Origin of the sequence: Pseudomonas sp. S3E12 (assembly GCF_001702295.1) — a bacterium.
Taxonomy (GTDB): domain Bacteria; phylum Pseudomonadota; class Gammaproteobacteria; order Pseudomonadales; family Pseudomonadaceae; genus Aquipseudomonas; species Aquipseudomonas marginalis.
In genome coordinates, this window is sequence record NZ_MBDT01000037.1 from 34,735 (window position 1) to 56,565 (window position 21,831).

Consider the following 21,831-nt stretch of genomic DNA (forward strand, 5'->3'; position numbering starts at 1 on the left):
CTCACTTGCGCCTGGCGTCAGCGTCGTTGAGTCGGCCAGGTTCAGGGTCGCCTTGCTCGACGGTACGCGAAGCATCGGCGCCTCCGGCATGTCGATCGAGCACGAGGCTGGCGGTATTGGTAGCCAATATTTGCCGTACCTGCAGCTCGGTCTGCAGCAGGCGTATTTCGCGCTCCAGCGTGTCGATGTTTTTCGTCAAGGCCGTTTGGGCCGGTTCGGCGGAAGCGATGTTAGGTTCGTGGCTGCCTGCCAGCAGCGTGCGCAATAGCAGGAGCGCTTTGTCGAGTACGCTGGACAGGGCCGTCTCACTGGCCAGGCGCCGCGCCAGGAGTTCCTGATCAGGATCGTCGCGCAGGGCTTCGATCACACCACGAGTCACCGGCAGCATCGGGCTGGAGGCTTTGCTCAGATTGTCAGGGTTCGGCGGCAGAGATCCGGACAGTAAGCCTTGCAGGGTTTTGAGGTGTTCACTGTAGGCCTCCTGGATCAGCGGCGTCAGTCCGCTGCCTGCGGTAGCCCGCAGAGTCTCGCAGGTGTCGCAGGTCGCGACTTCGGTCTCGCCCAACACGCGAACAGCCCATTCGGACTCCTCTTGCGGTGAGGTCCATGCCTGGCAAATAGCGCCGCCCAGGCAATCACTGTTACTGATCGAGGTGTTGTCATCCACTGCGCGGTTATGCAGCAGGTTATAACCCGCGCGCACCACATCGGAGGTTGCCCGGATGGGTGTTTGTCCGCTACCTCCAGCCTTCTGCCCGCCGACCCATGACACCCCATTATTGCCGTTACGGGCCTCGGTGTTTTTCACCGCGGCCACCGCATCACCGCCGGTTTGTTCGAGGTTGCCCTGCATCTCCTGGTTCTTGGCCAATGCGCCCCAACCGGCTTGACCGACCTTATCCGCCATCTTCTCGGCCATGGCCTGGCAGGTCAGCTTGGAACGGTCGAAGTCGATGCGCCCTTGCATCACCCCGTTACTCAACAACTCATAGAGACCGGGGTTGGCGCGCTGGATGATCAACGCCGGCAGCGACATCACCGCCTGGGTCGCGTTCTGCACGATGCTGCCCATGATCTGCTGGAACCCTTCGGTGACGCCGTTCAACTGGTTTTGCAAGGTGTTGGTGAGGCTCATGTTTCCGCACATCATGTTCGCCTGCCAGGACCCGCCGACACCGAGTCCGTTGGGGCGATAGAGCGAGCTCGGCGAGCCCGCTGCCGAGCCGCCACCGATGGTGTACATCACCCGGTCGTCGAGCACTTCACCTTGAGTGCCTAGGCGGTAATCGTCCTCGACTGCATGAGCATGAGTGGCCACTGCGAGCAGTCCACATAGCAACAGACTCATCGCGTCGAACGAGGATCGTGTGAGAAGCAGGCTCATGAAGCACCGCCTTCGAAGTCGATGCTGAACAAAAAGGTCTGTCCTTCACGCTTGCAGCAGCTATAGGGACGCCACAGCGACCAGGCGTAGCCGCCATCCGCGCTCTGCACCGAATCGCTGGGGAAGATGGCACATGTGGGTTGAACCACGGGGGAGAGCAATTGCCATTTGTGGGTCGAAGCGTCGTTTTCAACGATTGGGCCAGGCGGCCAATACCCCTCGCGTGGTACGGGCATGAGCGGGACATATACGTGCGGTTGCCAGTTGCGGGTAATGACATCACCCGCCCGCTGCACCATCACCGCAGCGGCTTTGAAATCGTCGGGTTGCACCAAAAACCCTTGCCGGGGATAGACGTTGCCCCACATGTTTCCCGCGAGCTGACGACCGATTTCACGGATCCCGGGCACAAGCGACTCGGGGTAGAGGCTTTCCGGAATGCCATGACGCCAGGCCAGTGAGTCCAAAGTGCTCAGGTAATAGGGCATGAACGCAGTGGCGCCGCTGGCGCAGGCGTAGCCGGATTGCGAGGCAAGTTGCGTGGCGGCCCAGCCACCGGGATGGCCGATGCCATCAACGTTTTTGAAACGAGGCAGGTTGTCGCGTTGCGTGTTCGGCGTGATCAGGTTACCACCGCCTTCCGCACCGCTGAGGGGAGAGGAGAGTGCGGCCATCTCGGTCCAAGGATTGGCACCGGTGGTGGCATAGCTCGAGACCACCAGCTCAGGAATGAAGTGACGAACCTTGGTTGAGGTTTTCACAGTGCAGCCGAAGGGGGTGCAGAGCAACCAGAAGCAGATGCCGACGACCTTGTATTCGAGACAGTCCGGAGTGAGCACGGAGGCGGCAATGCTGCCGGTATCCAACGCTACGCTTGGCCCGGATGCCAGCAGAATGCTCAGCACCAAAGGATGCAACTTCTGGGGCGAAATGTGTGGGCAGGCAGCAGACATGATCCAGGCTCTGGGTGTATGGCCTGGACAGGTTCAATAATCGAGAGAGGGGTGTCAGTGAGAAAGCCGAACGCAGGATTGTCGGTTTATAACGATCTTCTAGATCAGCAGAGGGTCATTCAGCGCTCAGCGTACGAGCAAGCGCGTCAGACTCGATGAGCAACTGATCCGTTTTGATCTCGAAAATGTTGGCGAGTTTGCAGAGGACCAATAACGACGGGTTGCCTACCCCTCGTTCGATTTGACTCACGTAGGTACGATCCACCTCGGCCATGAGCGCCAATTGCTCCTGGGTAAGGTTCTTCACGCGTCGCATCGAGCGGATATTTTCCGCGAGTTGCAGACGGAGCTGTTCGAAGTCTTGAGTCATGCGCGCAAACTGCGCCTTGAGGGACTCTCAATCCACGGGATATAGTCTACATTGGCTCTGATTCGGGCTTTTTTGATGCTTAAGCCGAGTGTCAATTTTGTTTCTATGCTGCTTAGAACAGACCGAGCATTAATAAATAATCGAAAGCTAAGGTGTCTATGGACGAAAATTACGTTTCAATTCCGGCGGCGGACGGCTGCCCGAGCCTTTTGACACCGTGGGGCAGCGAATTTGCGCCTATGATCGAACGTGGCGTGCAATGCGCCCAGGCCTGGCTTAATACACCCGGTGACGTACCACTGTGGTGGGAACTGGCGCAGGCACGGAAGACTTGTCCGGCAGGAGAATCTCAGGATGCTTTCGAAGCAGGATTTTTATTGAGAGTTCAGCAACGGCTTCAAGGCGTTTCACCGTAGCCGTGCGGCTCCAACCCTGACGATATGGCCTACACGGGAAAATTTACTGGAAGGTATGGTTCCAGGCTCCATTCCTCTAGAATGGAGATCTGACAGAAGTGGCGTTGGTCTGTGATAAACAGATTTACGTAGCTAGGATTCTGATAAGTGCAGATTCTGCACGCTCTGAGAACGTGGAGCGCGATATGAAAGCCGACCAAGTGTTGAGTGACGATCTGGTGAGCCGACTGGAGGGTAAAATCCCAGCCATGGCTGAAGGTGCGATCAATACGGCCTATATCAACGCGCTGGCGGCCGGACGCAGCGTGATGGAAGTGATGGACGGCAAGCTCGTTGAGACGACTGCCGACGGTAAGCACAAGGTTATTCGAGTAGCCAAGCCCAAGCATAAAGTGACCTTGGGTGGGATTATCAAGGTGCACCGCTGCTCATGACCGTCCCTCGGCTGAGGGTGTTTGCCGGCCCTAATGGTTCCGGTAAAAGCACAATGAAAAGTGCCGTCCCTTCCCACCTGATCGGGATCTACATCAACCCGGATGAAATCGAAAAGGCTGCCAAAGAGGGCGGACGCCTGGAATTCAGCGATTTTCAACTGGAAGTCGAAGGCGACGAGGTTCTCGGCTTTATCAAGGCGCACCGACTGATTCGGTCGACCCAGCTCATTGAAGAGGCATCCAATATAGACTTCAGCAATAACGGCCTGAATTTCCAGTCCGTCGCGATGAATTCCTATTTTGCTTCCGTGCTCTCTGATTTCATGCGGCACAAGCTCCTTGAAGCCCAGTTGTCTTTCACCTTCGAAACGGTGATGTCTAGCGAGGACAAAGTCGCTTTTATGCTTAAGGCAAAAGCGTCGGGATATCGAACCTACCTCTACTTTGTCGCCACTGAAGATCCTGACATCAATATCAACAGGGTCAAGAACCGTGTCGCGGCAGGTGGGCACCCAGTCCCCACGGAAAAAATTGTGCAGCGCTACGGTCGTTGCCTGAACCTATTGTCAGCAGCCATCGCAGCCTCGAACCGGGCTTACATCTTTGATAACTCCGGCGCTGATCTGGTGTTGCTCGCTGAAGTAACGGACGGGACGGACCTTGAATTCAGGGCTGATGAGATCCCTGACTGGTTCATGCAAGCCTACGTGGAGAAGGTGTTCAAGGATTTGCTGCCGGGTTGATCGAAACCTAGGATCAGCCCCGTTTCACTTAATTCCTCGCATCCTATCGATCCGTTCAGCTACCCGGTAAGCCGCCTCCAATTCCGAGCAGCCGGTGCTCTGCATCAGTGTCCAGCGTTCGGCTTTTTCCTCGGGCTCCGTCATGGCCAGGGCGAGATAAAGACTCGGCGGAACGGCCCGAAACAGCGTTTCGAGCTTCTTCGACAGCACGACCCCCTCAGTGTATTTACCCGGCTCCTTACTGGCGGAGAGCAGCAAGGCTTTCTGTGCCGGCGTGAGTTTCTTGAACCGTGCGATTTCTTCGATTTCCGCGGGCGGCATGTTCAAGCAAATCCACCATTCGATCATGTTGAGCATGGTCTGCGCGGCGGTGGGGAAGTCGGCAAGGTTTTGCGTCGCCAGCCAGAACCAGGCGCCAAGCTTGCGCCACATCTTCGTGCCCTTGACCACGAACGGTGCCAGCAACGGGTTCTTGGTGATGATATGGCCTTCGTCGGTGACCATGATGATCGGTCGGCCCAGGTATTGATCGCGCTCGGCGAGATTGTTAACGGTGTTCATCAGGCTGATGTAGCTGATGGACATCTGTGCTTCGTAGCCCTCACGAGCATAGGTGGCCAGGTCGACGATGGTCACATCGCTTTCGGGCCAAGGTGTGCCTTCGCGATCGAACAGTTCACCCTCGAAACCCTGGCAAAATAGGTCGATGGACTCTCCCATTTCCTGGGCACGCTCACGACGCTTTTCAGGTAAGTGCGTGTCGCTGGCGACGTGCAGTAACGCGTCGCGCACGTCGCGGGTCAATACCTGGCGACCCGACGCGACACAGGTCTGCGCTGCATCGAGAATGCACTCGCGGATCAGACTGCGATCGGCTCGACTCAGGCGCGCCTCTTCCTTGGCTTCGCCGCCGGTGATCATCAGCCTGGCGGTGATTTCCAGTTCGCCGAGAACATCACGCTGGTCGTCGCGACTGCTTACCGCCTCATCGTCCAGCTCATCGATCGACAGAGTTGCCACCTGATCCGGCTGCTCGACCAGACGCCATGCATCGACAAAGGGTGCGAGGCTGACCGAAGCGCCAGGTTTCAATTGGACCTTATTGACCGACAGGCCCTGGGTTGCGAAGTAGTCGCCCTGCAAGCCGAATGAGTTACCGGCTTCGACGATAAACAGGCGAGGGCGGTACACCGCCATGACCTGCATCAGCAGGGTGACCAGGGTGGCCGATTTACCGGCGCCGGTCGGGCCGAATAACAGCAGATGGCCGTTCATGGCTCGGTCTAGGCGTGACAACGGATCAAAGCTCAACGGCGAGCCACCACGATTGAACAGTGTGATGCCCGGGTGGCCGGTGCCGGTGCTGCGACCCCAGATGGGAACGAGATTTGCCAAGTGTTGAGCGAACATCAGGCGTGTGTACCAGTTGCGTGTGTCGCGGGCCGGGTTGTAAGTCATCGGCAGCCAACGCAGGTAACTGTTGCACGCGGCGACTTCATCACCCTCACGTACCGGTTGCAGCCCCGCGCCCAACAGCGCGTTGGCCAGGCTGACCGAGCGCTGGTGCAATTGCTGTTCATCGTGACCGCGCACGTAAAATGCCAGGGTGCCCCGGTATAGCTTGTGCTGACGGCCGATGATCGCGCGAGCCTCTTCAACATCCTGGCGGGTCTGGGTCGAGGCCAGGTTTTCACCGATGGCTTTGCGGGCCAGGCGGTTTAACTGCTCCTCGAGCGCATCTTGGGGTTTGATCACCAAAGTCAGACTCATCACCGTGCCTTCGGGCAACTGGTCGAATAGGGCATTCACCGCGTCACCCTTGCGGGTTTCGCCAGTGAGTTGGCCAATTAAGGGAGCCCGCCGCAGCTTGTCTACCACCATGACCCGATGGGGCTGTCCATCGAAAAACCAGAGTCCGCGCTGCACATCCGAACGCGGTTCATTGAAGAACAGACGTTCGGCAAAGTCGTGATCGAAGGGCAGTTCCAGCGACTCACCGTCGCCCGACTCCGGATAGGCCACTCGGTGGTAGAAATCTTCGGGCGATTCATCGGTGAGCTTGGGGGCTGGATTGAACCAAGGCAGCAACCAGGCATACAAACCTCGGCCATCGACTCGCGTCGATTTCACCCCACACAATTGCAACGAAGCAGCGATACGTTCGCAAGCCTGATGCAGGGCTTGCACTGAGATAAGTCCCGTCTCCTCAGCGTCAGACTCGAGCCAACGATAGACCACGAGGCGCACCCGGCGGTTGTTGCCCCGCCAGGGCAGGCGCGTGACTGTCTTGTCCTCAAACAGACCACCGGGCTTGGCGATGGCCTTCAGATGATGGCGGCTGAGTTCCAAATAGGCTTCGGTGAAAACCGTGCCTCGCGCGCGGTCCTGAATATAATTGGTGAGTCGAGTCAGGTAGGGGGTGAAGTCGTTGTCGTCCTGGCAGAAAAACTGCGCCACCCAAGGCGCTTGATCCAGTTCGTCAAAGCTATCTTGCAGGGCATCTTCGAGGGCATCGCGGGCGGCCATTAGCCAATCGGGTTCGCGCCCTTCGGTGCCGATGGGCAGTAACTCGAACACCGCTCCCACCGAGCGATTGTCATCGAGTAGAAAACACTGCTCGGTCTCGAGGTACTCGACCCAAGGCAAGTGGTCGGTGAAGCTGGGGTTGTGTGCATAGAGTGCAGCTTCATCGGCCAAGGTTGCGCGAGGGCGCGCTGGGTGGCGCCAGGCTTTCCAACCAGAAGTGCGGTTGCCCGCATCGCCGCTACGCACTACAAGTCTTCCTGACGTTCACCCGGCAATGCGTACTGCACCCGTTGGTAAAACGGAAAAACGGTCGAGTAACCCGGGACCGGTGCCTGCTCGGTACCACTCAAATGCGGATACACGTACAGCACCAGATCGGGATTGGGTAGGCGAGGGAACAGATTATGGATCTCGTTCTCCGATGTACGCGTGTACGGTTCTTGGAGAGAAGCGGAGAAATCCACCTCAGCCAACGGGCGGCGTAACTGCTGCCGAGCATCCAGCAGTTGCTGCTGAGTGCCTTGCGACCCGGCACCGTTCCAGATGTCCAGCATGGTTTGCTCGCCATGGGGCAGCAGCGTCTCCTTGTCAGTGGAACACCCTGTCAGGACCAAGGAAAACACGCTAATCCAGGTCAGGCAGCGAAACGTGGTCTTTTTCATGGCGAACTCTCCGGCCCTTGGGCTCGTAGTCGATGGTAATCTCATGGTCGAGGTGCAGCGCGACTTGGGCGGCCGGTGGCACGTACACGGCAGCAAAGGTCTCGCCATAGAGTTTATTGATCCACTCACGGATGTCGCTGACCCCACCACTGAGAATTGAATTCAGCGCGCTATTGCCACTGCTGCTGGCGACCCCGAGCGTACTGCCGCCTGAACTGATCACGCTGCTGTTGTTCTGCTCATCCCCGAGCAAGGCGGCGACACCGGCGCCGGCGGCAGTGATCAAGCTCTGGCTGCCGAGGTACTGTTGAGCGTTTGAGCGGCGCTCACCGGCAATGCAAGGAATGCCATACGGATCGGACAGGTAACCGAGTCCGCCACGAATCTTGTCGGTGTTCGAGCTCTGGGTGGTGGAGGCATTGCGGCTGGCTACCGCCTTCGGCTGAGGCACCGTGCGGATGGTGCCGTCTGTGAACACGAAAGTGATCGACTCGACTTGCCCACGAACGCAGGACAGAGTCCAGTCACCGGACGCCGTGCCGCTCATAACGGCGCCCGCGACGTCCGGCAGATCGATGCCGTTGGCGGTCAGGTTCTCGGGGCCCACCAGCACTTTGAAGGGATAGGGATCATTCACGGTTCCGTCCACTGGGACTCGGCCAATCAGCGCGGTCATGGCGATCGAGCCCATCAGCGTGGCGTTTTCGGGGATCGTGTAGACCGGCTTCGCGCCTTCGGTACGATCAGCGGGGCGTGTCAGGTCTCGTTCACCCTTGGTGACCTCGCGTAACTGCTTCTGGCTGCGGTCGGTGACATTGTCCTTCAAATCCTCCAGTGAGTTGAAGGCAGTAGGCAGACTCAGTGCGGACACGGTCTTGGTTTTGCCTTGGGCGTCGGTGGGCAGAGCATCCAAGGGCTCAATCCACTGCAATGCATCATTGGCAGAATGCTGCCGTTCGAACTGAGCACCGTCGCCCGGCTCAAGCCCCAGTCCGATCGGCATATCCTTGCCTTTTCCGGTCAGCCCCGACAACTGCTCCTGCAATTGCGTCAGCAGACCGCGAGCTTGACGACTGTCTTGTTCTGCTTTGAGTCGGGCCTCGTTGGCTTGGCGGCGACCTTCGTCGACCTGCTGGGTCACGCTGCCAAGCGCCGTCTGGATTCGCGAATCAACACTGTTTTCTCGCTCGCGCAGGCGATTGTTTTCCGTCTGCAGCGAATCGTTGTGTTTCTTCAAACCGAGCATGTCGCTACGCATGGCCTTCACTTGGCCGATCAAGGTGGCGACCGTATCGCGTGGAGTGTCGCCCGCAATGCCGAGCGACTTGGCTTGCTCGGCGGATAACTGAATATTGCCCTGATCAACTGGGTGCTCTGGAGAGGAGGTACTACCCGCTACCCAGGTTTTCAGGATGATAATAGCCACGCCCAGCAGCACAGCTGGTACTAGCCATTTAAGTAAGGCGTTAGCTTTCATCGTCGGCACCTTCCGAAACAGACAGGAGCATCACGGCGTGTTCAAGACCGGCACCGCGGGTGACGAGGTAGGCAACCGTAGTGTCCTCGGCGCTGCCGACAGGTCCGAGGAAGGTGTGCTGGAATGCCGCTGCGAATAGCTTAGCCTGTAGCCGACGTGGATCGAGTTGCACCGTCGCTGAACCACGGTTGCGCAACTTCACTGCTGTAACCCAGTAGTCACCGAGTTGCCAGGCGGCGATGGACGTGCTGGACACGTTTTCGGTCGGCAGCAGGGTTGGCAGTTCTGTGCGCAGCTTTAGCGGGACGCGGCGTACGCCGGGCAGGGACTCCACGGTACGTAGAGGTGCGTACAGGCTTTGCGCGGCGTAGCGCGTCAAAGCGACTGGGATTGGCGTACGTTCTGGAGCAGGGACGGTGCTGGATTCAGCCTCGGTAGGCTGCTCCTGAGCATTCTTGAAAATACGCACGGGTTCCAGCGGTTGATCGCCAGGCGTGGCTGCAATGTCCAAGAGGATGATCTCTCCCGTCGCGACAGATTGCAGCTGTAGGCGGGTCGGGGCGATGGCCTCCGACGCGCGCAGGTACAGCGTGCCGCCAGTTGATTGCACACGCAGCTTGCCCGTCAGGGTTGAGGGCACTCCGACGCGAACAGCCTCATCGACAAAGACCACCCGCTCCTGATTGATTACTAGTGGCACCGCGAGAGGAAGGCGTTCCCAGCGCATCAACTCGACGGACTGCGCTGCAGCTACCCATAGCAGCAGTGCGATGGTGAGCGCCGGGGTAGAAATCCGCTTCATGGCTCACCTCCAGGCAGAGCGATTTTTTGCGGCGTGCCCTGATAACAGTCCAGTGCCAGCCCCCACTTATTGCGTTCGGGGTCCAGATCAAAACGCACCACGCGTAATGGATAACGCACCACCACCCGTTTCACCGGTTCGGCGGCGTAGTACTCATCGGCGTTGAGGTCGAGGGTGACCAGCCAGCTGTCGCGATCGAGTTGCTTGACCCTGAGTTCCGGATCTTCGCTATAGCCTCGGCCCAGAATTTCGTAGACGCCACGCACCCGCTGGCGGAGTTCGCCGGCGGCCTTGCGGTATTCGTAGTCGCCGTCGAGGAAGGTCTTGCAGGAGGGTGTCAGATAAGACTGCAAGCCATAGATAGCGCGGCGATAGTCCTTCTCGCCATCCGAGGGCCAGCGGTTGAGCTGACCAAAGATGTACAGGGCAAAGGCATAAACATTCTCTGAGGGGATATCCCACCATTTGCGGGTGCTGCCCGAGCGCAGATCCGGTGGTACATGCACGGTCAGATCGGTCGGCGCCGCGCGCCAGCCGTACCAGAGCCCGGCACAGACCAATGCTAGGACTATTACCGCCAGGCGCAGGCTGAAGATATGGGCCTGTTGGGTATCCACCTTGTTCCGAAAGCGGCTCATGGCTGCCACCGGGACAGAGCAGGGCGTAGTCGACGCGAGCGGCGAACTGTCCAAGCGCCTGAGTGGAGAATCAAACTTCCGCGTCCCAGGCGCCAACGGCTGGCGAGTATCCATTCGAGCTTGCGGTACAACCAGGTCTCGGGACGAGCCCGTTTGGCCCGGCGCAATAGCGTGCCACCGGCCAATAACACCACCGCCATGCCTCCAATCATGCTGGTCGGTGCCACGGCAATGGAGGAGGTGGCGATCGCCAGAGGAACACCCAGCACCAGGCCGACGAGTGCGCCGGCACCGAGCGCCACCCACATTTCATCATTGGTCAAACCGCGCAACACGGCGGGATCACGATTGAGTCGCTCAGGCAGAAAGACCAACGTGGCGTCGGCAAGACGTTCGATAGCGTCGTTCATGTCGGCCTCACAGAATCGCGGCTGCCTTGGTCAGGAACCAGATGATGATCACAACCAACAGCGCTCCGATACCAACCACCGCGCCGAGGTCTTTCCAGGTCTTGCGCTGGTTCTGCACGTCGGCATAGACGGTCAGGGAGTGCCAGGCCACACCGAGAAAAGCGAGTAGGGCGATCAGCAAGCCGAGCAGGATTCCGCCGTCGTAGGCGTAGTTTTTGATCGTCTCGATCAACCCGGATCCTTCGCCGCGCGAAGGGGCTTCCATGGTCGGGAGTTCGGCAAAAGCCAGGCTTGGACCGAGCACCAGCAGCAGACCGATCAAGCGCTGGCTGGCACGATCACGCAGGTTGTTTTTCAGAGGGGCAAAACGCTTGAGCATGGCGGCGATCTCCTGGATTAGGACAGGGTAAAAAACATCAAAACCAGCAAGGTGAGCAGGACACGGGTAGTACTGCCGCCAAACGCGCCGAAGCGCACACTGCCGGCCGCCCATCCCCGGTAAGCCGTCCAGATCACCCATGCACACCAAAGCAAAGCCAGGACGAGAACCAGGGACAGCCACAGTGTCGAACTGCTTTGCGACGAAAAGCCGGAGGCGTTTTGAAAAGCGGAGCTCTGAGCGTCAGTCATGCTCATGGCGACGGCTCCGCGGGCAGTGCGTCCAGACGGTAATCGCCGACCAATTCAGTAGCGTCGCGGGGTTGAGCGCGAGAGGGGGACATATAGCCCTGCACCCCCTGGCGAATACGTTGGATGTCCTTAGACAGACGGAGATAGTCAAAGCGATAGCGCCCGACTGGTTCAGCTGTGCTGGCTGCCCCAGCTCGTGTCGCAAGGCGTTCGATGGTGTCGAGTTGCCGCTGTATAAGGCTGAGTTGATCCTGCTCATGAGCCGAGGCGGCATAGCTGCTGCCGTGAACGATAGCCAGTGAGAGTAGTAAGCAGCGAAAGACGGTAGTCGGCATGATGCTGTCCCATATGAAGCTGGGAGCAGAATCAAGTCAAAGGTCGAATTATTCCGTAAGAAACCTGAGATCTAATGAATCGCTTTTTCTGGGAAAGGACTGGGGATGTTTACGTTACAACTAATGTGGTCCTTCGATCTTGGGTGGAGAGAGTGGTTGAGGCTCTAGGGAACTTCCACTCTCGATGAGCTTCGTTGATGACGATATTGTCACCCCCCCCCCATTTTCCGTGAACACCCCGGCACGCCGGCCTGTAAGCTATTCAGGAGGCCTTCTGCCAACTCTCTCAGGACCGTTCCCGATTCATCACCAATCCTGACAGAGAGCCCCATTCAAACACTTAATCCGCGTAGCATCTGTGACTGGCCGTTTACCAGAGCGCGACGCGATGCTTTTGTGGCTCACACATACCACTGGCGTTCGCGTCACCGAATTGGCCTTGCTGGAGTTCGCTGACGTACTGTATCCCAGCGGGGCTATCAAGCCCGAAGTGTATCTACGCGCAGAAATCACCAAGGGCTGTCGACCGCGCAATGTGTACCTGACCCATCCACGATGCCTTGCCGCCCTGGAAGGCTGGATCGCAGTTCGCTGGCGGCGCCGCTGGGGCCTTTCCGGCACTGACGAATACCGAAGCCTGCGCCCAGGTTCAAAGCTGGTCACTACACACAAGGGCCAAGCCTTTGAACTGGCGTTCAAGCACCGCGAGCTTGACAGTGGGCCAGAGGTGTACCAGGCCAGTGATTCGCTCCAACAGACCATTAGCAGGCTCTACCGGCAGGCTGGTATCAAGCAGGGATCGTCGTACACCGGCAGGCGCTCCCTGGCGGCCAAGGTACTGGCGGCAACAGGCGATGTTGAGACGGTGCAGACCATACTCGGTCACTCCTGTCTTGAGCATAGCAAGCCTTACTTGACAGTCGACCAAGCGACAATTCGACATGCATTCGAGGTTGCGCTGGCATAGCGACATCAGTGATGCTTCCTGGATGCATTTTAGTCTAGGTGACGGGCTCTACAGGCTCGCATAATCAAGCTAGCTCTGCGCAGAAGCGCAGCTAAGGAGTCGTCATGTCAGATTCACCCGAGAAACAAGTAGCGGTCGCGCGTTTGCTGGAGCTGGAGCAGATCCTGGCAGCAGCCGAAAAGGACCTGGCAGACTGGAAGGATTATGACTACCGTCGCCGCGACGGCAGCATGCGCCAAGACCAGATGCACGAAGAAGAAGGCCAGAGATTGCGCGACGCTGTTTATCACGCGCGCCAAGCGGTGGAAGCTCAAAAGCAGGCGATCGCAAAGTTGCCCTGAGGTCTGCCTTGTAACTTCAAGAAGCCCGCGGTGCGGGCTTCTTTTTCCCCTCGGACATCGCGATGGCCATCTACGACGAAATCCGTGCCCAGCTCCAGGAGCTGATCGAGCTAGTAGAACAGGACGCGCAGTGCACCTCTGCTGTTGCTCATGGTGCGATTGTGGCCGACCTGGGCACCGCGCAGGCCCGCCAGCAGCGTGCAGCTCGTATCGTCGAACTCAAGCGTAATTTCGGGCTTAAGTGAGCCCTCACAGCCACAACGGAAAAATCAGCCAGCTCAACCCCAAGCTCTGAGCTACAACCAGTAAAGGGCGATGCGACTTTCGCGGCTGAGAAAACGAGGGAATGAAAATGAGCAATTGCGGCGACTTGCTGGACGACAACCTTGGTGACCGTTCCAAATTCCCATCAGAATTTGCAGGTCAGAAGTTGTTTGTTCGAGGTGACGACTGGCAGAACAATGCCATGCTTGGCTGGGCGCCTTATTCCATGGATATCTACGCGGCTGGGTATAAAGACGCGGCAGATGCAATTTTGTATGCATTGTCGGAGCGCAGAACCAGTCTCGACAGCGTTATTTATCCATTAGTATTCCTCTACCGCCAAGGATTAGAGCTTCAAATCAAGCTGATTTTGGCGTTGGCTAGACAGCTGGCAAATTCTCCTGCCAAAGAAGACCACAGCCATAGCCTGATGCCCATGTGGGCAGAACTGCGAACGCTGCTCAATGAGCTGACTCCACATGCATGCGATCAGGAGGTGCCTGCGATGGAGCAATTCCTACATCAACTAGCCGAGATTGATCCGCAGTCGTTCTCTTTTCGGTACCCCGAGGACAAGAAGGGCCAGTTATCACTGCCGGATCTGCACCATATCAATGTTCGACATCTCAGCGAGGTCATGGACAGCATGTTCATGCTGCTTTCCGGCATTCATTCGGAGCTGGGTGAGATGGATCAGCATGTTTGGTGAGCCGGTAGTGTTCAACTTCAAAACTGTGGTTTCGCTAAGCCACGGCCATCCATAGGAAAAATCCTATGAATATGCGCTCATATCGCTACTTCGCTTGCCCGAATAACCACCGGGGCGGAGAGCAAACGTCCGAAAATGATCAGCCGTATTCAAAGTGTTGGGAGAATGTGTCGACTAAGGGCCTCTCGGATGGATCAGGTGACACGTATTTGTGCGCAACCTGCGGGCTGTTGATGTCTCCAGCCTCGAAGCCGGAGGTCAAGAAACACCATGAACAGTGACCAGCTTCAGAGTATTGCTGCTGCTTTAGAAGATGGGTACGGGAGTTGCCCACACGGGCGAGCGGCACTGATGCGTTGGCTGGAAGAGGAGATATCCAGGCTCAAAGCGCGTGGAGTTCCAGGTGGTGAAGCGGCAACGATGGAGCTTGGATTGTCGTACGGGGCTTGGCTTGGTGAAGAGTAGGGAAGTTCGACCAATCCCCATGGGTTGCACTGTCAAACGCGCTTAAATAACTCGGAGGGGTTATGGAAAAGACCAAGAAAATGAAGGGAAGTGTCCGCACGGCGGTGGATGCCGATCTCCCACTCATCCAGGAATGGTTAAAGCGTGAGGCGCGCAATGGGCATGGGTTCATCAACAATTGGGGCATGATTCAGAAAGCGTGCGCCGAAAAGCGGATGACGGTCTTTATTGGGGCGGAAGGACCGGTTGGTTTTCTCACATACGGTATTTCACACGATACTATCTTGCAGACAAAAAGCAGTTGTCAGCAGCGCGGGATTGGACGGGCACTTGTTGAGCATGCCATTCGTAAGGAAGAAGCACTTAACAACACTGTGCTCGTTGTTCAATGTGAACCACGCAGCTCCGTGGAGTTCTGGTCACAAATGGGTTTTGAGGTACACAGGGATGCTGGAGATTTAAAGCATCAAAGGTCAATCTACATGCAACGCCTTTCGAAGTTGGCTCACGCGCACGTTCGGGGCGATCCCTTGGAGATGGTCACCGTATGCGTTTACCCCGAGAACGCTCTGTACTCGAAAGAGCGGGTAAAGCCTGATCGTGTGCATTACGTGATGGCTAAATTCGACGAAGAAACGCGCTCGCTTGAATTGGCGCATCGCGTTTCTGTCGCTCACGAGCGGATTCTGAAAGATCCGGTTGTTGAAGTCAGCTGGGGTGGCTTTGAGATCGTCAGGGGCAAAGTCAAGCATGAACAGGCGAGAGCTATCGGATTTAGGGCCACGCCGAACTGCTGTGGTTGGTATCTGGATGTCATCACTCTCAACGAAATCGAGCTCTAACTTCTTGCTGAACGGATCAAGGAAAAAGAAGCATGTCTACCAAAACGACGGAAACATGTGTCAACTCTTCATGTAAAAGAAAATTCAAGCTGGTTGAGACTGGAGGCAGCTTTGGTGGTGGGGTGGAAGATGCTAGCTATGACTGCCCTTACTGCGGGCATCACTTCGTGTCTCGTAGCAGCGGTCACTTTGAGGCCCAGCCAATCAAGGAGAAGTAGGAAAAAACGACTCTCGCAATAAACGTGATTCTTGGCCTACCGCCGCAGCTGCAGGCATCGATTGACCAGGTGAAAGCCGAGGAAATTCGCTCAGTCCCCTCAAGGGACGTGTCATGTAAAGTTGAGCCGTAAGACAAGAATTTTAAGGCCGTTAGAGGCGCTGCATGGGTTCTGGAGATATTCCGATGAATTTTTTGAAAGTAATATTGGCTGTCACTTTTTTTGCTGCTGGGCCCTCATGGGCTGGAGATTTGACTGGACCTCAAAATAATGCAGTCAGATCAGCGAAGCAGTATCTCAGCATGACGGGCTTCTCACGGAATGGGCTTATTCATCAGCTTTCATCTGATGCTGGAGAGGGTTTCGACGTTTCTGACGCTACGATAGCAGTGGACAGCATGAGCATTGATTGGAACCAGCAGGCGGTGAGGTCTGCGAAGCAGTATCTCAATATGATGGGCTTCTCGTGCAAAGGCCTCATTAAGCAACTTTCCTCGAGTGCTGGAGAAAAATACACTGTGGACCAAGCAACCTACGGGGCAAAACATGCAGATGGTTGCTGAAAAACGGCGTGGTTCAAACGATAGTTACATTGGAATAATCGAATTTGCCTACAACCATCGTTCTAGGCCGTTGGGCTGAAATAGCAAGATGTTGACCAATGCCACCACGAAGCATGGTTTGCCCGTGCCGATTTGGCTCGTGACGCTGCGGACAACGTGAACCAGTAGGAAAGGCTTGTATGAACAATTTTGGGCCTCTAATCCTTGTCATTTCCGGGGCGATAGTTTTTTACCTCTACCGGTCACACAAGCGGAAGGCTGACTACGAAGCTCTATGTGAAGTGTCCCAAGTTTTGAGAGATTTGGCATACAGATCTGGAGCTGAAGCCAACGGGAAAATTCATCGGCACGAGGTCATGGCGGACGCCATTCGGGAAGCTCAGTCAGCGGTTATTGGGAAACGCAGATTCGAGTCTGACTACACTAACCATGTCAGTCGCCAATTGCTCAGTTCATGTAGCCCCGACTTCCTTGAATCGATTGGATTCCCACGCGAAACGGCAAGGTTTAGCAGGTGCCGCTCTGGTCTGATTACGCTCGCAAAAGACTTTGAGCGTCTTCAGCTCCGTAATAAAAAGTGGTGAATCGCGCCCTGTGAGTTGAAGGAAATGTCACCAGGTACACCCAAGCCGAATACCCGCCGCGCCGACAACTGAACGCCAGAGGAAAAGTAAGAATATGGACATTCCAGCGGTCGCGGGTGAAGAGAAGCAGAGACTGTATGAACGCCTCTACGTAGCCGCCGATGATTTGGGCCTTGCACGCCAATACGCCCAACATCTACTGAAAAAAGGGTGGCACTCAGCGCCTTGGGAGCGTCGTGGTTCTATCTACATGCAGCAATCCGCATTTGTGACGGCACTTGTTGTTAGCTATGCGAGGGCATTCACCAAAAGCTACGGATGGCCGAGTCTCGGTCTTCCAGAAAGTTTTTTGCCTGAGGATCAAGGCGCTATAGCTCTGCACAAGCGGTTGATTAGCCTTCGCTATGAGGTGTATGCACATTCGGATAGCAAGCACCATAAAGTCCAGCCTTGGCGCATAAATTCTAAGTCGGTCACCGATTTACGCAGTGCACCGTTTTTGCGTTTCACGAACGATGAATGCGAACTGATAACCGAATTGATTGACGAAATTCGGAAGCGGCTCTTGCCGAGAATAACCCTCATGCGAGCCGATATTGCCGACGCATAGGAAAATGCACGGCACCTACAAGCCCGCCGCCGTGCGGGCTAAACGGGAAGGTACTCAAGTGGCCAACAACATCAAAACCGAAGTTCAGGAAAGCGGCATGGTCGAACAAGTGCAAAAGGTTGAACTCGCTGACTTGGCGGCTGCTTTCGACCTGCCTGCGACGCGCTTACAGCGAGAGCTGTCGCTCCTAGGCTGGGGCATGATTGTCAATGAGGCCATCCGCTTGGCGCATGCGGATGACTCCGATCGAAACGTTGGACAGCGGCGGATTTTAAAGAGCCTCAAAGACCTCGATGTAACCCCAACCTGGGCGCATTTCGTAGAAGCCGCGAAGGAATTTCTCCCGCATCTCGCTTCGCGTGCGCCTGGAAACCCAACGAGCCCGCCTGACCGACTGGTCGGTTATGTCTATGTCTTGTTCGATGGGATGACAGGGCTCAGCAAGATCGGACATACCAAGACGGCAGGTCGTCGCCAGCGTGCACAGATGAGCGGCCATGGGAGCGTGCTAGTCAATGTAATCAATGCCAAGGTTGCAGACTGCCTTGCGGCCGAGGCGAAGTGTCACCAGCATTTTGCCCAGTACCGCACGAACGGTGAGTGGTTCAGCGTGAAACTAGAAGACATCATTCAGTATGTTCATGCGGAGCTGGATTGGCTGGAAATCGACTACGAGAATCAGGCGAGGCTTGCGCAATACATCCTTCACTGCCGATCCGGTAGTAGAGAAGAAGCAAAGGCGGTGCTAATGGAGGGGCGAAGAAAACACACACGTCTCAAGCCTACCTCAACAACAAGCTCGGGTATTGAGGGTGCTTCATAGCTGATTCTAGAAATCAGTTGCATATCACCGGCCCTCGAATGGGCCTTTGGCAGTACCAGGGCGTATTGGGCGTCCGAGAGACTGAGTTGGGAAAGGTTGGTGAGAAGCTTATGAATACTATCCCGCTTACAGATACGATCATCCATGCATTGGCTCAGCTCGTAGACGACTCTGGAAATAATGGCATTTATCGGGAGCCATCCCATGCCGATATTGAATTTCAAGTGAACACCGTTGGTCTTTCTAAGCATGATCCAAAGCAGCAAGGACAGACCATTGGCAAAGCGAAGCGAGTTCGTGCGGTGCTCTACAGTGCGATGGAGCTACAGCCTGAGGCTGGTTCTCGCTTAGTCGCTGGGCTCCTATCTAAAGTCCGCGCCTGTGGTGGTTTCCGCGAAACATCTGCGAACTACGTAGGCCGTGAGGCTGTGGAAAACGCTAAGGGAGCCTTCAACGCAGAGGGCTTTAATCTAGCGGACGATGGGACGGTATCTCCCAAAGTACTGACCGCGCTTGTCGGAGCGGAATTGACTGATGCTTTGTGGGCCTATGCTCTTCGTGCCCAAAAGGGGGCTGAGGATGCGGCTCTCATAGCGGGTACTGGAAAGGATTTGTTAGAGGCTACCGCAGCCCACGTGCTTATGAGCCTGAAGGGGCGTTATCCAGAAAAGGCGAACTTTCAGGGCCTTTTGGGTATGGCATTCATCGCTCTTGAGTTGGCAGTGCCAGAGATTCCCGAGCAGCCCGGTGAACCAGCGATTAAATCGATGGAGCGCGGCCTTTTCACCGCCGCCCTCGGTGTCAATCGAGTTCGCAACAAACAGGGTGCTGGCCATGGTAGGCCTTGGGTGCCCACTCTTTCGTCAGAGGAGGCTAAAGCCGCTATCGAGATCGTGGGAACGATCTCGGCGTACTTGCTCGGGAAGCTGTCGAAACGAGAGCGTCGATAGGCCTAGCTACCGAACTCCAACTGATCGAGGAAAATCTCTATGAGTGCGCTGAGCAGCTATAAGGGTCAGATCCATCTGATGCGGCAGATTCACGAAGCCAGCTACTACATCGGCAAAGCAGAAGAGCTTGGCCATCCTCATCTCTGGAATTCATACTGCCCGATCCTAGAGTTCTTAGGACACTTCAAAAGCGCGCTCAACTCGTATGCGAAATGCTTTGTGAGTACTGGGAAAGGTCGGAATAAGCTTGAAGCTTCCTCGGTTTTTAAAGCTGAGGAGGCGTGTCTGGAACAACACAAAAAAATCATGGAATTGCGTCATACCTACGTTGCGCACAATGACGAAAACGAGTTTGAGTCGGTGACAGTTCGTGAGGAGCAAGCGCCAGGAGAGCTTGTGCTTCACCTGCAGTACGAAATCTCTTTTCCTTTTGATCGTCTTTACGAGCTACGTAAGCTGATCCGGATAGTTGAGCTTCATATTGTTGACCGTCAAAAGGGACACCTAGCTGCGATCGCGCGCGAGGTTGGGAAGCCTGTGCGAGTTCTCGAAGGAAAACCGTGAAGAAACCAACTACCGTTCAAACCTTAGGCGCGGTCTGTCTTAGCGTGCTGCTCGCTGGGTGCGATGGCTACGACGGTCGGGATGTCACCGGGGATTGCCAACCAGATGGCGTGCGCCCACAGAATGGGCAGTGCCCGGCGTATTCGGACGCCGACCAGCCGCATGCTGACGGCTACTGCTACCCCGGTTGAACGCCCCAAGCAAAAAGGTTGAGGAAATGCCCCGGTCGCAGCCGTAGGCAGCGGCGAACACCCCACCCCTTGATTGGGGGCAGTGCCAGGGCGCAGTTTTCGCGTCTAGGAAACTGACACGAAAAAAACACTGCCATGAGTACGACTATGACCCAGCTTGATAGAAGAATCTTCAGCACCTTCAGCTCCAACCTTTCAGCAATCACCACGCTGATGGAGGCGGGGCACCTTACCCATGCAATTACCTTAATTTATTCGGCGATCGACCACATGTCCTGGCTGAACGCAGCAGGCGAGCCTGGCGGCCGAGGCTTTAAGGATTGGGTGAACCGATTTCTGTTCAATGGCAACACTTTCGACTTCAACGCTGAGGACCTGTGGGCGGCAAGATGCGGCCTCCTTCATACCGGAGCAGCTGAGTCCGATCTCTACAGGGATGGTAGAGCGAAGCTTGTCTATTACGTTGTCGGCGAATCACAACCGGATGAAAGCATGCTCAATCCCGTACTGACGGCGCATGGTATTACTCGCAGCCAAGTAGTGATCGTGGACTACCACTGGCTCTCGACAGAGTTCGTTGATGCCTTGAGCCGCTTTCACGCGCACCTACTGGCAGACGCAGCCGCGCATACTCGGGCTGCTCAAAAAGCAGCAATGTAGATGGTTTTCCAAGTCTCCAGCGACGTCTCCAGGTGATCGAGAAAAAGCGGCTTCCGCGCCTATGGGCGTGCTGGCTGATGTCGCCCAGGGCGATAAGTCATCCCCCTCCATCACTAGCTCCACGAACAATGAAAAAAAGCGGCGTTCGTATATATGGCGTCGCTGGCTAGCTGATCTACCACTACATGTAGTGGCACAAAGGAAAAGACCATGCCATTCCCAAAGATCCACCAGCACAATTCACACGTCACGGCCGATCCGATCATGTCGGACTATGTTCGCGAACAGTAGCAACGGCTTCATATCGAATGGCTTACTCATGTTCGACCGCCAATGTAAGTCGATAACAGGTCGATACGGCCGAGTCCCAACTCGTAGCTGATTTGCACTCGGGCATCCTGGTCTAGGCGTCGGTCGAGTTGGTAGCAACGGCCACCGTTGATGGGCGCAAGATGATGAGTGCTCTGCTCATAGCGTTCGCACGCATAGGCGGCCCGAAGCTCGTGGAAGCCTTTGAGGTTGTGCGAATGGAGGATCTCTCGTGCGGGGCGGACGATTTGCTGTTGTAAATCGACATAGCTTTCGTTCGGTGCAAGCAGATTGCGGCTACCGTTGGGTGAAACCTGTTCGGCAAATTTCAGCGCGTCACGAATAGGATCATTTACCGTAATCCAACGAAGCGCCGACGCACGTGAGCGGCTACCTTGGATGCCATCTCTGATGTTGATTTTGCCGTAGTGTTCGGTCTCATGTTTTAGGCGCGGTAGGTCGGCCAAAATGGCCTCGCGCAAGCGCATGCCGGTGGCTCGCGCCAACTGAACGATGGCCGCCGCGCGTGGCATTTGGTGTTCGCAGAGCACGTCGACGATCCGCTTCACCTGCTCATGGTCTTGGCCTTGCGGCGTCGAGCGACGAACACTGGTACGCCGCATTCCCAAGGCCTTACTCGGGCTCGGCACCGCCACAGACTGATCGCCGCGAAGCGCCGCCATAGTCCGGTTCACGCTGGACAACCGGTTTTGCGCGGTGGCGATGCCGATAGCGCCTTGTTCAACTAGTTGGCGCAGATGCCCTGCGTACTCCAGCAAGGTCTGCCGATCAATCTGTCGCGCATCGTTAAACCCCTCCGAACGACACCAGCGGACAAACGCCTGCCAGCGATCACTGTGCGCCTTGACCGTGGCATAATGCCCACCACCAAAAAGATCGCGCAAGGCTTGCGGTCCGGCATAACTCAGTTGTCGGCCATAGCCAAAATTGCGCCCTTCTCGTCTACCAACCAATGCCATGATCAAACTCC

The 21,831-nt window shown here is 56.3% G+C and carries 27 protein-coding genes; 14 read left to right on the forward strand and 13 right to left on the reverse strand.

The genetic code is table 11. The features are described from left to right. Position 1 precedes the first annotated feature (1 nt). The 3 genes from BB029_RS30875 to BB029_RS30885 all read right to left on the reverse strand — a co-directional run bounded on the left by BB029_RS30875 (position 2) and on the right by BB029_RS30885 (position 2,707). Positions 2-1,384 (reverse strand): integrating conjugative element protein, encoded by a 1,383-nt coding sequence (locus tag BB029_RS30875; protein WP_065942169.1) that lies wholly within the window; start codon positions 1,382-1,384, stop codon positions 2-4. After that, a complete protein-coding gene (locus BB029_RS30880) occupies positions 1,381-2,337 on the reverse strand; it encodes a TIGR03756 family integrating conjugative element protein (RefSeq protein ID WP_065942170.1) in 957 nt (318 codons plus the stop codon). Before BB029_RS30880 ends, BB029_RS30875 begins: the two co-directional genes overlap by 4 nt. 115 nt (positions 2,338-2,452) lie before the next feature. Next, positions 2,453-2,707 carry a helix-turn-helix domain-containing protein gene (locus BB029_RS30885; protein ID WP_027603217.1) on the reverse strand — a complete coding sequence of 85 codons (255 nt, stop codon included), beginning with the start codon at positions 2,705-2,707 and terminating at the stop codon, positions 2,453-2,455. A 158-nt stretch (positions 2,708-2,865) separates the two neighbouring features. Here BB029_RS30885 and BB029_RS32650 point away from each other — a divergent pair, with 158 nt between their 5' ends. From BB029_RS32650 to BB029_RS30895, 3 genes are all read left to right on the forward strand, one after another. Continuing rightward, on the forward strand, positions 2,866-3,123 hold the full coding sequence (locus BB029_RS32650; RefSeq protein WP_083236521.1) for a LasR-specific antiactivator QslA: 258 nt from the start codon (positions 2,866-2,868) through the stop codon (positions 3,121-3,123). A 185-nt stretch (positions 3,124-3,308) separates the two neighbouring features. Further along, positions 3,309-3,557: a hypothetical protein gene (locus tag BB029_RS30890; RefSeq protein WP_017529804.1), complete on the forward strand. Its 249-nt coding sequence runs from the start codon at positions 3,309-3,311 to the stop codon at positions 3,555-3,557. Then, on the forward strand, positions 3,554-4,300 hold the full coding sequence (locus BB029_RS30895) for a zeta toxin family protein (RefSeq protein ID WP_065942171.1): 747 nt from the start codon (positions 3,554-3,556) through the stop codon (positions 4,298-4,300). Before BB029_RS30890 ends, BB029_RS30895 begins: the two co-directional genes overlap by 4 nt. 24 nt (positions 4,301-4,324) lie before the next feature. On the opposite strand, the gene BB029_RS30900 is transcribed toward BB029_RS30895, so the two are convergent. The 9 genes from BB029_RS30900 to BB029_RS30940 are packed head-to-tail and all read right to left on the reverse strand — an operon-like array spanning position 4,325 to position 11,780. Continuing rightward, on the reverse strand, positions 4,325-7,072 hold the full coding sequence (locus tag BB029_RS30900) for a conjugative transfer ATPase (RefSeq protein ID WP_065942172.1): 2,748 nt from the start codon (positions 7,070-7,072) through the stop codon (positions 4,325-4,327). After that, positions 7,072-7,488 carry a TIGR03751 family conjugal transfer lipoprotein gene (locus tag BB029_RS30905; protein ID WP_065942173.1) on the reverse strand — a complete coding sequence of 139 codons (417 nt, stop codon included), beginning with the start codon at positions 7,486-7,488 and terminating at the stop codon, positions 7,072-7,074. The genes BB029_RS30900 and BB029_RS30905 overlap by 1 nt, the downstream gene beginning before the upstream one ends. Then, positions 7,451-8,965 (reverse strand): TIGR03752 family integrating conjugative element protein, encoded by a 1,515-nt coding sequence (locus tag BB029_RS30910; protein WP_065942174.1) that lies wholly within the window; start codon positions 8,963-8,965, stop codon positions 7,451-7,453. Before BB029_RS30910 ends, BB029_RS30905 begins: the two co-directional genes overlap by 38 nt. Next, positions 8,955-9,767, reverse strand: coding sequence for a TIGR03749 family integrating conjugative element protein (locus BB029_RS30915; RefSeq protein WP_065942175.1), 813 nt, complete (start codon positions 9,765-9,767; stop codon positions 8,955-8,957). The genes BB029_RS30910 and BB029_RS30915 overlap by 11 nt, the downstream gene beginning before the upstream one ends. Then, on the reverse strand, positions 9,764-10,405 hold the full coding sequence (locus BB029_RS30920; RefSeq protein WP_065942176.1) for a PFL_4703 family integrating conjugative element protein: 642 nt from the start codon (positions 10,403-10,405) through the stop codon (positions 9,764-9,766). The genes BB029_RS30915 and BB029_RS30920 overlap by 4 nt, the downstream gene beginning before the upstream one ends. Further along, positions 10,402-10,815, reverse strand: coding sequence for a TIGR03750 family conjugal transfer protein (locus tag BB029_RS30925; protein ID WP_065942177.1), 414 nt, complete (start codon positions 10,813-10,815; stop codon positions 10,402-10,404). Before BB029_RS30925 ends, BB029_RS30920 begins: the two co-directional genes overlap by 4 nt. A 7-nt stretch (positions 10,816-10,822) precedes the next feature. After that, on the reverse strand, positions 10,823-11,194 hold the full coding sequence (locus tag BB029_RS30930; protein ID WP_065942178.1) for a TIGR03745 family integrating conjugative element membrane protein: 372 nt from the start codon (positions 11,192-11,194) through the stop codon (positions 10,823-10,825). A gap of 17 nt (positions 11,195-11,211) precedes the next feature. Next, the gene (locus BB029_RS30935; protein WP_065942179.1) at positions 11,212-11,451 is read right to left on the reverse strand and encodes a TIGR03758 family integrating conjugative element protein; all 240 of its coding nucleotides are present in this window, start codon (positions 11,449-11,451) and stop codon (positions 11,212-11,214) included. Beyond that, a complete protein-coding gene (locus tag BB029_RS30940) occupies positions 11,448-11,780 on the reverse strand; it encodes an RAQPRD family integrative conjugative element protein (protein ID WP_065942180.1) in 333 nt (110 codons plus the stop codon). The genes BB029_RS30935 and BB029_RS30940 overlap by 4 nt, the downstream gene beginning before the upstream one ends. Before the next feature lie 343 nt (positions 11,781-12,123). Here BB029_RS30940 and BB029_RS30945 point away from each other — a divergent pair, with 343 nt between their 5' ends. From BB029_RS30945 to BB029_RS31000, 11 genes are all read left to right on the forward strand, one after another. Beyond that, positions 12,124-12,747, forward strand: coding sequence for a site-specific integrase (locus tag BB029_RS30945; protein ID WP_083236522.1), 624 nt, complete (start codon positions 12,124-12,126; stop codon positions 12,745-12,747). Positions 12,748-12,851: 104 nt separating this feature from the next. Further along, positions 12,852-13,088 carry a hypothetical protein gene (locus BB029_RS30950; protein ID WP_065942182.1) on the forward strand — a complete coding sequence of 79 codons (237 nt, stop codon included), beginning with the start codon at positions 12,852-12,854 and terminating at the stop codon, positions 13,086-13,088. Positions 13,089-13,150: 62 nt separating this feature from the next. Then, entirely contained in the window at positions 13,151-13,333 is a 183-nt protein-coding gene (locus tag BB029_RS30955; protein ID WP_065942183.1) for a hypothetical protein, read from the forward strand. Between the two features lie 101 nt (positions 13,334-13,434). Next, positions 13,435-14,061 (forward strand): hypothetical protein, encoded by a 627-nt coding sequence (locus BB029_RS30960; RefSeq protein ID WP_083236523.1) that lies wholly within the window; start codon positions 13,435-13,437, stop codon positions 14,059-14,061. A gap of 527 nt (positions 14,062-14,588) precedes the next feature. Continuing rightward, complete coding sequence (locus tag BB029_RS30965) at positions 14,589-15,368, forward strand: GNAT family N-acetyltransferase (protein WP_065942184.1); 780 nt, start codon at positions 14,589-14,591, stop codon at positions 15,366-15,368. Between the two features lie 403 nt (positions 15,369-15,771). Beyond that, positions 15,772-16,149: an Ltp family lipoprotein gene (locus tag BB029_RS30970; protein WP_065942185.1), complete on the forward strand. Its 378-nt coding sequence runs from the start codon at positions 15,772-15,774 to the stop codon at positions 16,147-16,149. Between the two features lie 678 nt (positions 16,150-16,827). Then, positions 16,828-17,343, forward strand: a complete 516-nt coding sequence (locus tag BB029_RS30980; RefSeq protein WP_065942187.1) for a hypothetical protein — start codon at positions 16,828-16,830, stop codon at positions 17,341-17,343. A gap of 4 nt (positions 17,344-17,347) precedes the next feature. Next, positions 17,348-18,166, forward strand: a complete 819-nt coding sequence (locus tag BB029_RS30985) for a GIY-YIG nuclease family protein (RefSeq protein ID WP_065942188.1) — start codon at positions 17,348-17,350, stop codon at positions 18,164-18,166. A 110-nt stretch (positions 18,167-18,276) separates the two neighbouring features. Further along, positions 18,277-19,116 carry an abortive infection family protein gene (locus tag BB029_RS30990; RefSeq protein WP_065942230.1) on the forward strand — a complete coding sequence of 280 codons (840 nt, stop codon included), beginning with the start codon at positions 18,277-18,279 and terminating at the stop codon, positions 19,114-19,116. A 39-nt stretch (positions 19,117-19,155) separates the two neighbouring features. Continuing rightward, entirely contained in the window at positions 19,156-19,680 is a 525-nt protein-coding gene (locus BB029_RS30995; RefSeq protein ID WP_065942189.1) for a hypothetical protein, read from the forward strand. A gap of 338 nt (positions 19,681-20,018) precedes the next feature. Continuing rightward, a complete protein-coding gene (locus tag BB029_RS31000) occupies positions 20,019-20,531 on the forward strand; it encodes a hypothetical protein (protein WP_065942190.1) in 513 nt (170 codons plus the stop codon). 317 nt (positions 20,532-20,848) lie between these two features. Here the strand turns inward: BB029_RS31000 and BB029_RS31005 are convergent, their stop codons facing one another. Continuing rightward, positions 20,849-21,820: an integrase domain-containing protein gene (locus tag BB029_RS31005; RefSeq protein WP_065942231.1), complete on the reverse strand. Its 972-nt coding sequence runs from the start codon at positions 21,818-21,820 to the stop codon at positions 20,849-20,851. Positions 21,821-21,831 lie beyond the last annotated feature (11 nt).

Bases quoted from the DNA above. Each gene is read 5' to 3' on its own strand.
- BB029_RS30875 (WP_065942169.1), bottom strand. From the start codon at position 1,384: ATGAGCCTGCTTCTCACACGATCCTCGTTCGACGCGATGAGTCTGTTG.
- BB029_RS30880 (WP_065942170.1), bottom strand. From the start codon at position 2,337: ATGTCTGCTGCCTGCCCACACATTTCGCCCCAGAAGTTGCATCCTTTG.
- BB029_RS30885 (WP_027603217.1), bottom strand. From the start codon at position 2,707: ATGACTCAAGACTTCGAACAGCTCCGTCTGCAACTCGCGGAAAATATC.
- BB029_RS32650 (WP_083236521.1), top strand. From the start codon at position 2,866: ATGGACGAAAATTACGTTTCAATTCCGGCGGCGGACGGCTGCCCGAGC.
- BB029_RS30890 (WP_017529804.1), top strand. From the start codon at position 3,309: ATGAAAGCCGACCAAGTGTTGAGTGACGATCTGGTGAGCCGACTGGAG.
- BB029_RS30895 (WP_065942171.1), top strand. From the start codon at position 3,554: ATGACCGTCCCTCGGCTGAGGGTGTTTGCCGGCCCTAATGGTTCCGGT.
- BB029_RS30905 (WP_065942173.1), bottom strand. From the start codon at position 7,488: ATGAAAAAGACCACGTTTCGCTGCCTGACCTGGATTAGCGTGTTTTCC.
- BB029_RS30910 (WP_065942174.1), bottom strand. From the start codon at position 8,965: ATGAAAGCTAACGCCTTACTTAAATGGCTAGTACCAGCTGTGCTGCTG.
- BB029_RS30915 (WP_065942175.1), bottom strand. From the start codon at position 9,767: ATGAAGCGGATTTCTACCCCGGCGCTCACCATCGCACTGCTGCTATGG.
- BB029_RS30920 (WP_065942176.1), bottom strand. From the start codon at position 10,405: ATGAGCCGCTTTCGGAACAAGGTGGATACCCAACAGGCCCATATCTTC.
- BB029_RS30925 (WP_065942177.1), bottom strand. From the start codon at position 10,815: ATGAACGACGCTATCGAACGTCTTGCCGACGCCACGTTGGTCTTTCTG.
- BB029_RS30930 (WP_065942178.1), bottom strand. From the start codon at position 11,194: ATGCTCAAGCGTTTTGCCCCTCTGAAAAACAACCTGCGTGATCGTGCC.
- BB029_RS30935 (WP_065942179.1), bottom strand. From the start codon at position 11,451: ATGAGCATGACTGACGCTCAGAGCTCCGCTTTTCAAAACGCCTCCGGC.
- BB029_RS30940 (WP_065942180.1), bottom strand. From the start codon at position 11,780: ATGCCGACTACCGTCTTTCGCTGCTTACTACTCTCACTGGCTATCGTT.
- BB029_RS30950 (WP_065942182.1), top strand. From the start codon at position 12,852: ATGTCAGATTCACCCGAGAAACAAGTAGCGGTCGCGCGTTTGCTGGAG.
- BB029_RS30955 (WP_065942183.1), top strand. From the start codon at position 13,151: ATGGCCATCTACGACGAAATCCGTGCCCAGCTCCAGGAGCTGATCGAG.
- BB029_RS30960 (WP_083236523.1), top strand. From the start codon at position 13,435: ATGAAAATGAGCAATTGCGGCGACTTGCTGGACGACAACCTTGGTGAC.
- BB029_RS30965 (WP_065942184.1), top strand. From the start codon at position 14,589: ATGGAAAAGACCAAGAAAATGAAGGGAAGTGTCCGCACGGCGGTGGAT.
- BB029_RS30970 (WP_065942185.1), top strand. From the start codon at position 15,772: ATGAATTTTTTGAAAGTAATATTGGCTGTCACTTTTTTTGCTGCTGGG.
- BB029_RS30980 (WP_065942187.1), top strand. From the start codon at position 16,828: ATGGACATTCCAGCGGTCGCGGGTGAAGAGAAGCAGAGACTGTATGAA.
- BB029_RS30985 (WP_065942188.1), top strand. From the start codon at position 17,348: ATGCACGGCACCTACAAGCCCGCCGCCGTGCGGGCTAAACGGGAAGGT.
- BB029_RS30990 (WP_065942230.1), top strand. From the start codon at position 18,277: ATGAATACTATCCCGCTTACAGATACGATCATCCATGCATTGGCTCAG.
- BB029_RS30995 (WP_065942189.1), top strand. From the start codon at position 19,156: ATGAGTGCGCTGAGCAGCTATAAGGGTCAGATCCATCTGATGCGGCAG.
- BB029_RS31000 (WP_065942190.1), top strand. From the start codon at position 20,019: ATGACCCAGCTTGATAGAAGAATCTTCAGCACCTTCAGCTCCAACCTT.
- BB029_RS31005 (WP_065942231.1), bottom strand. From the start codon at position 21,820: ATGGCATTGGTTGGTAGACGAGAAGGGCGCAATTTTGGCTATGGCCGA.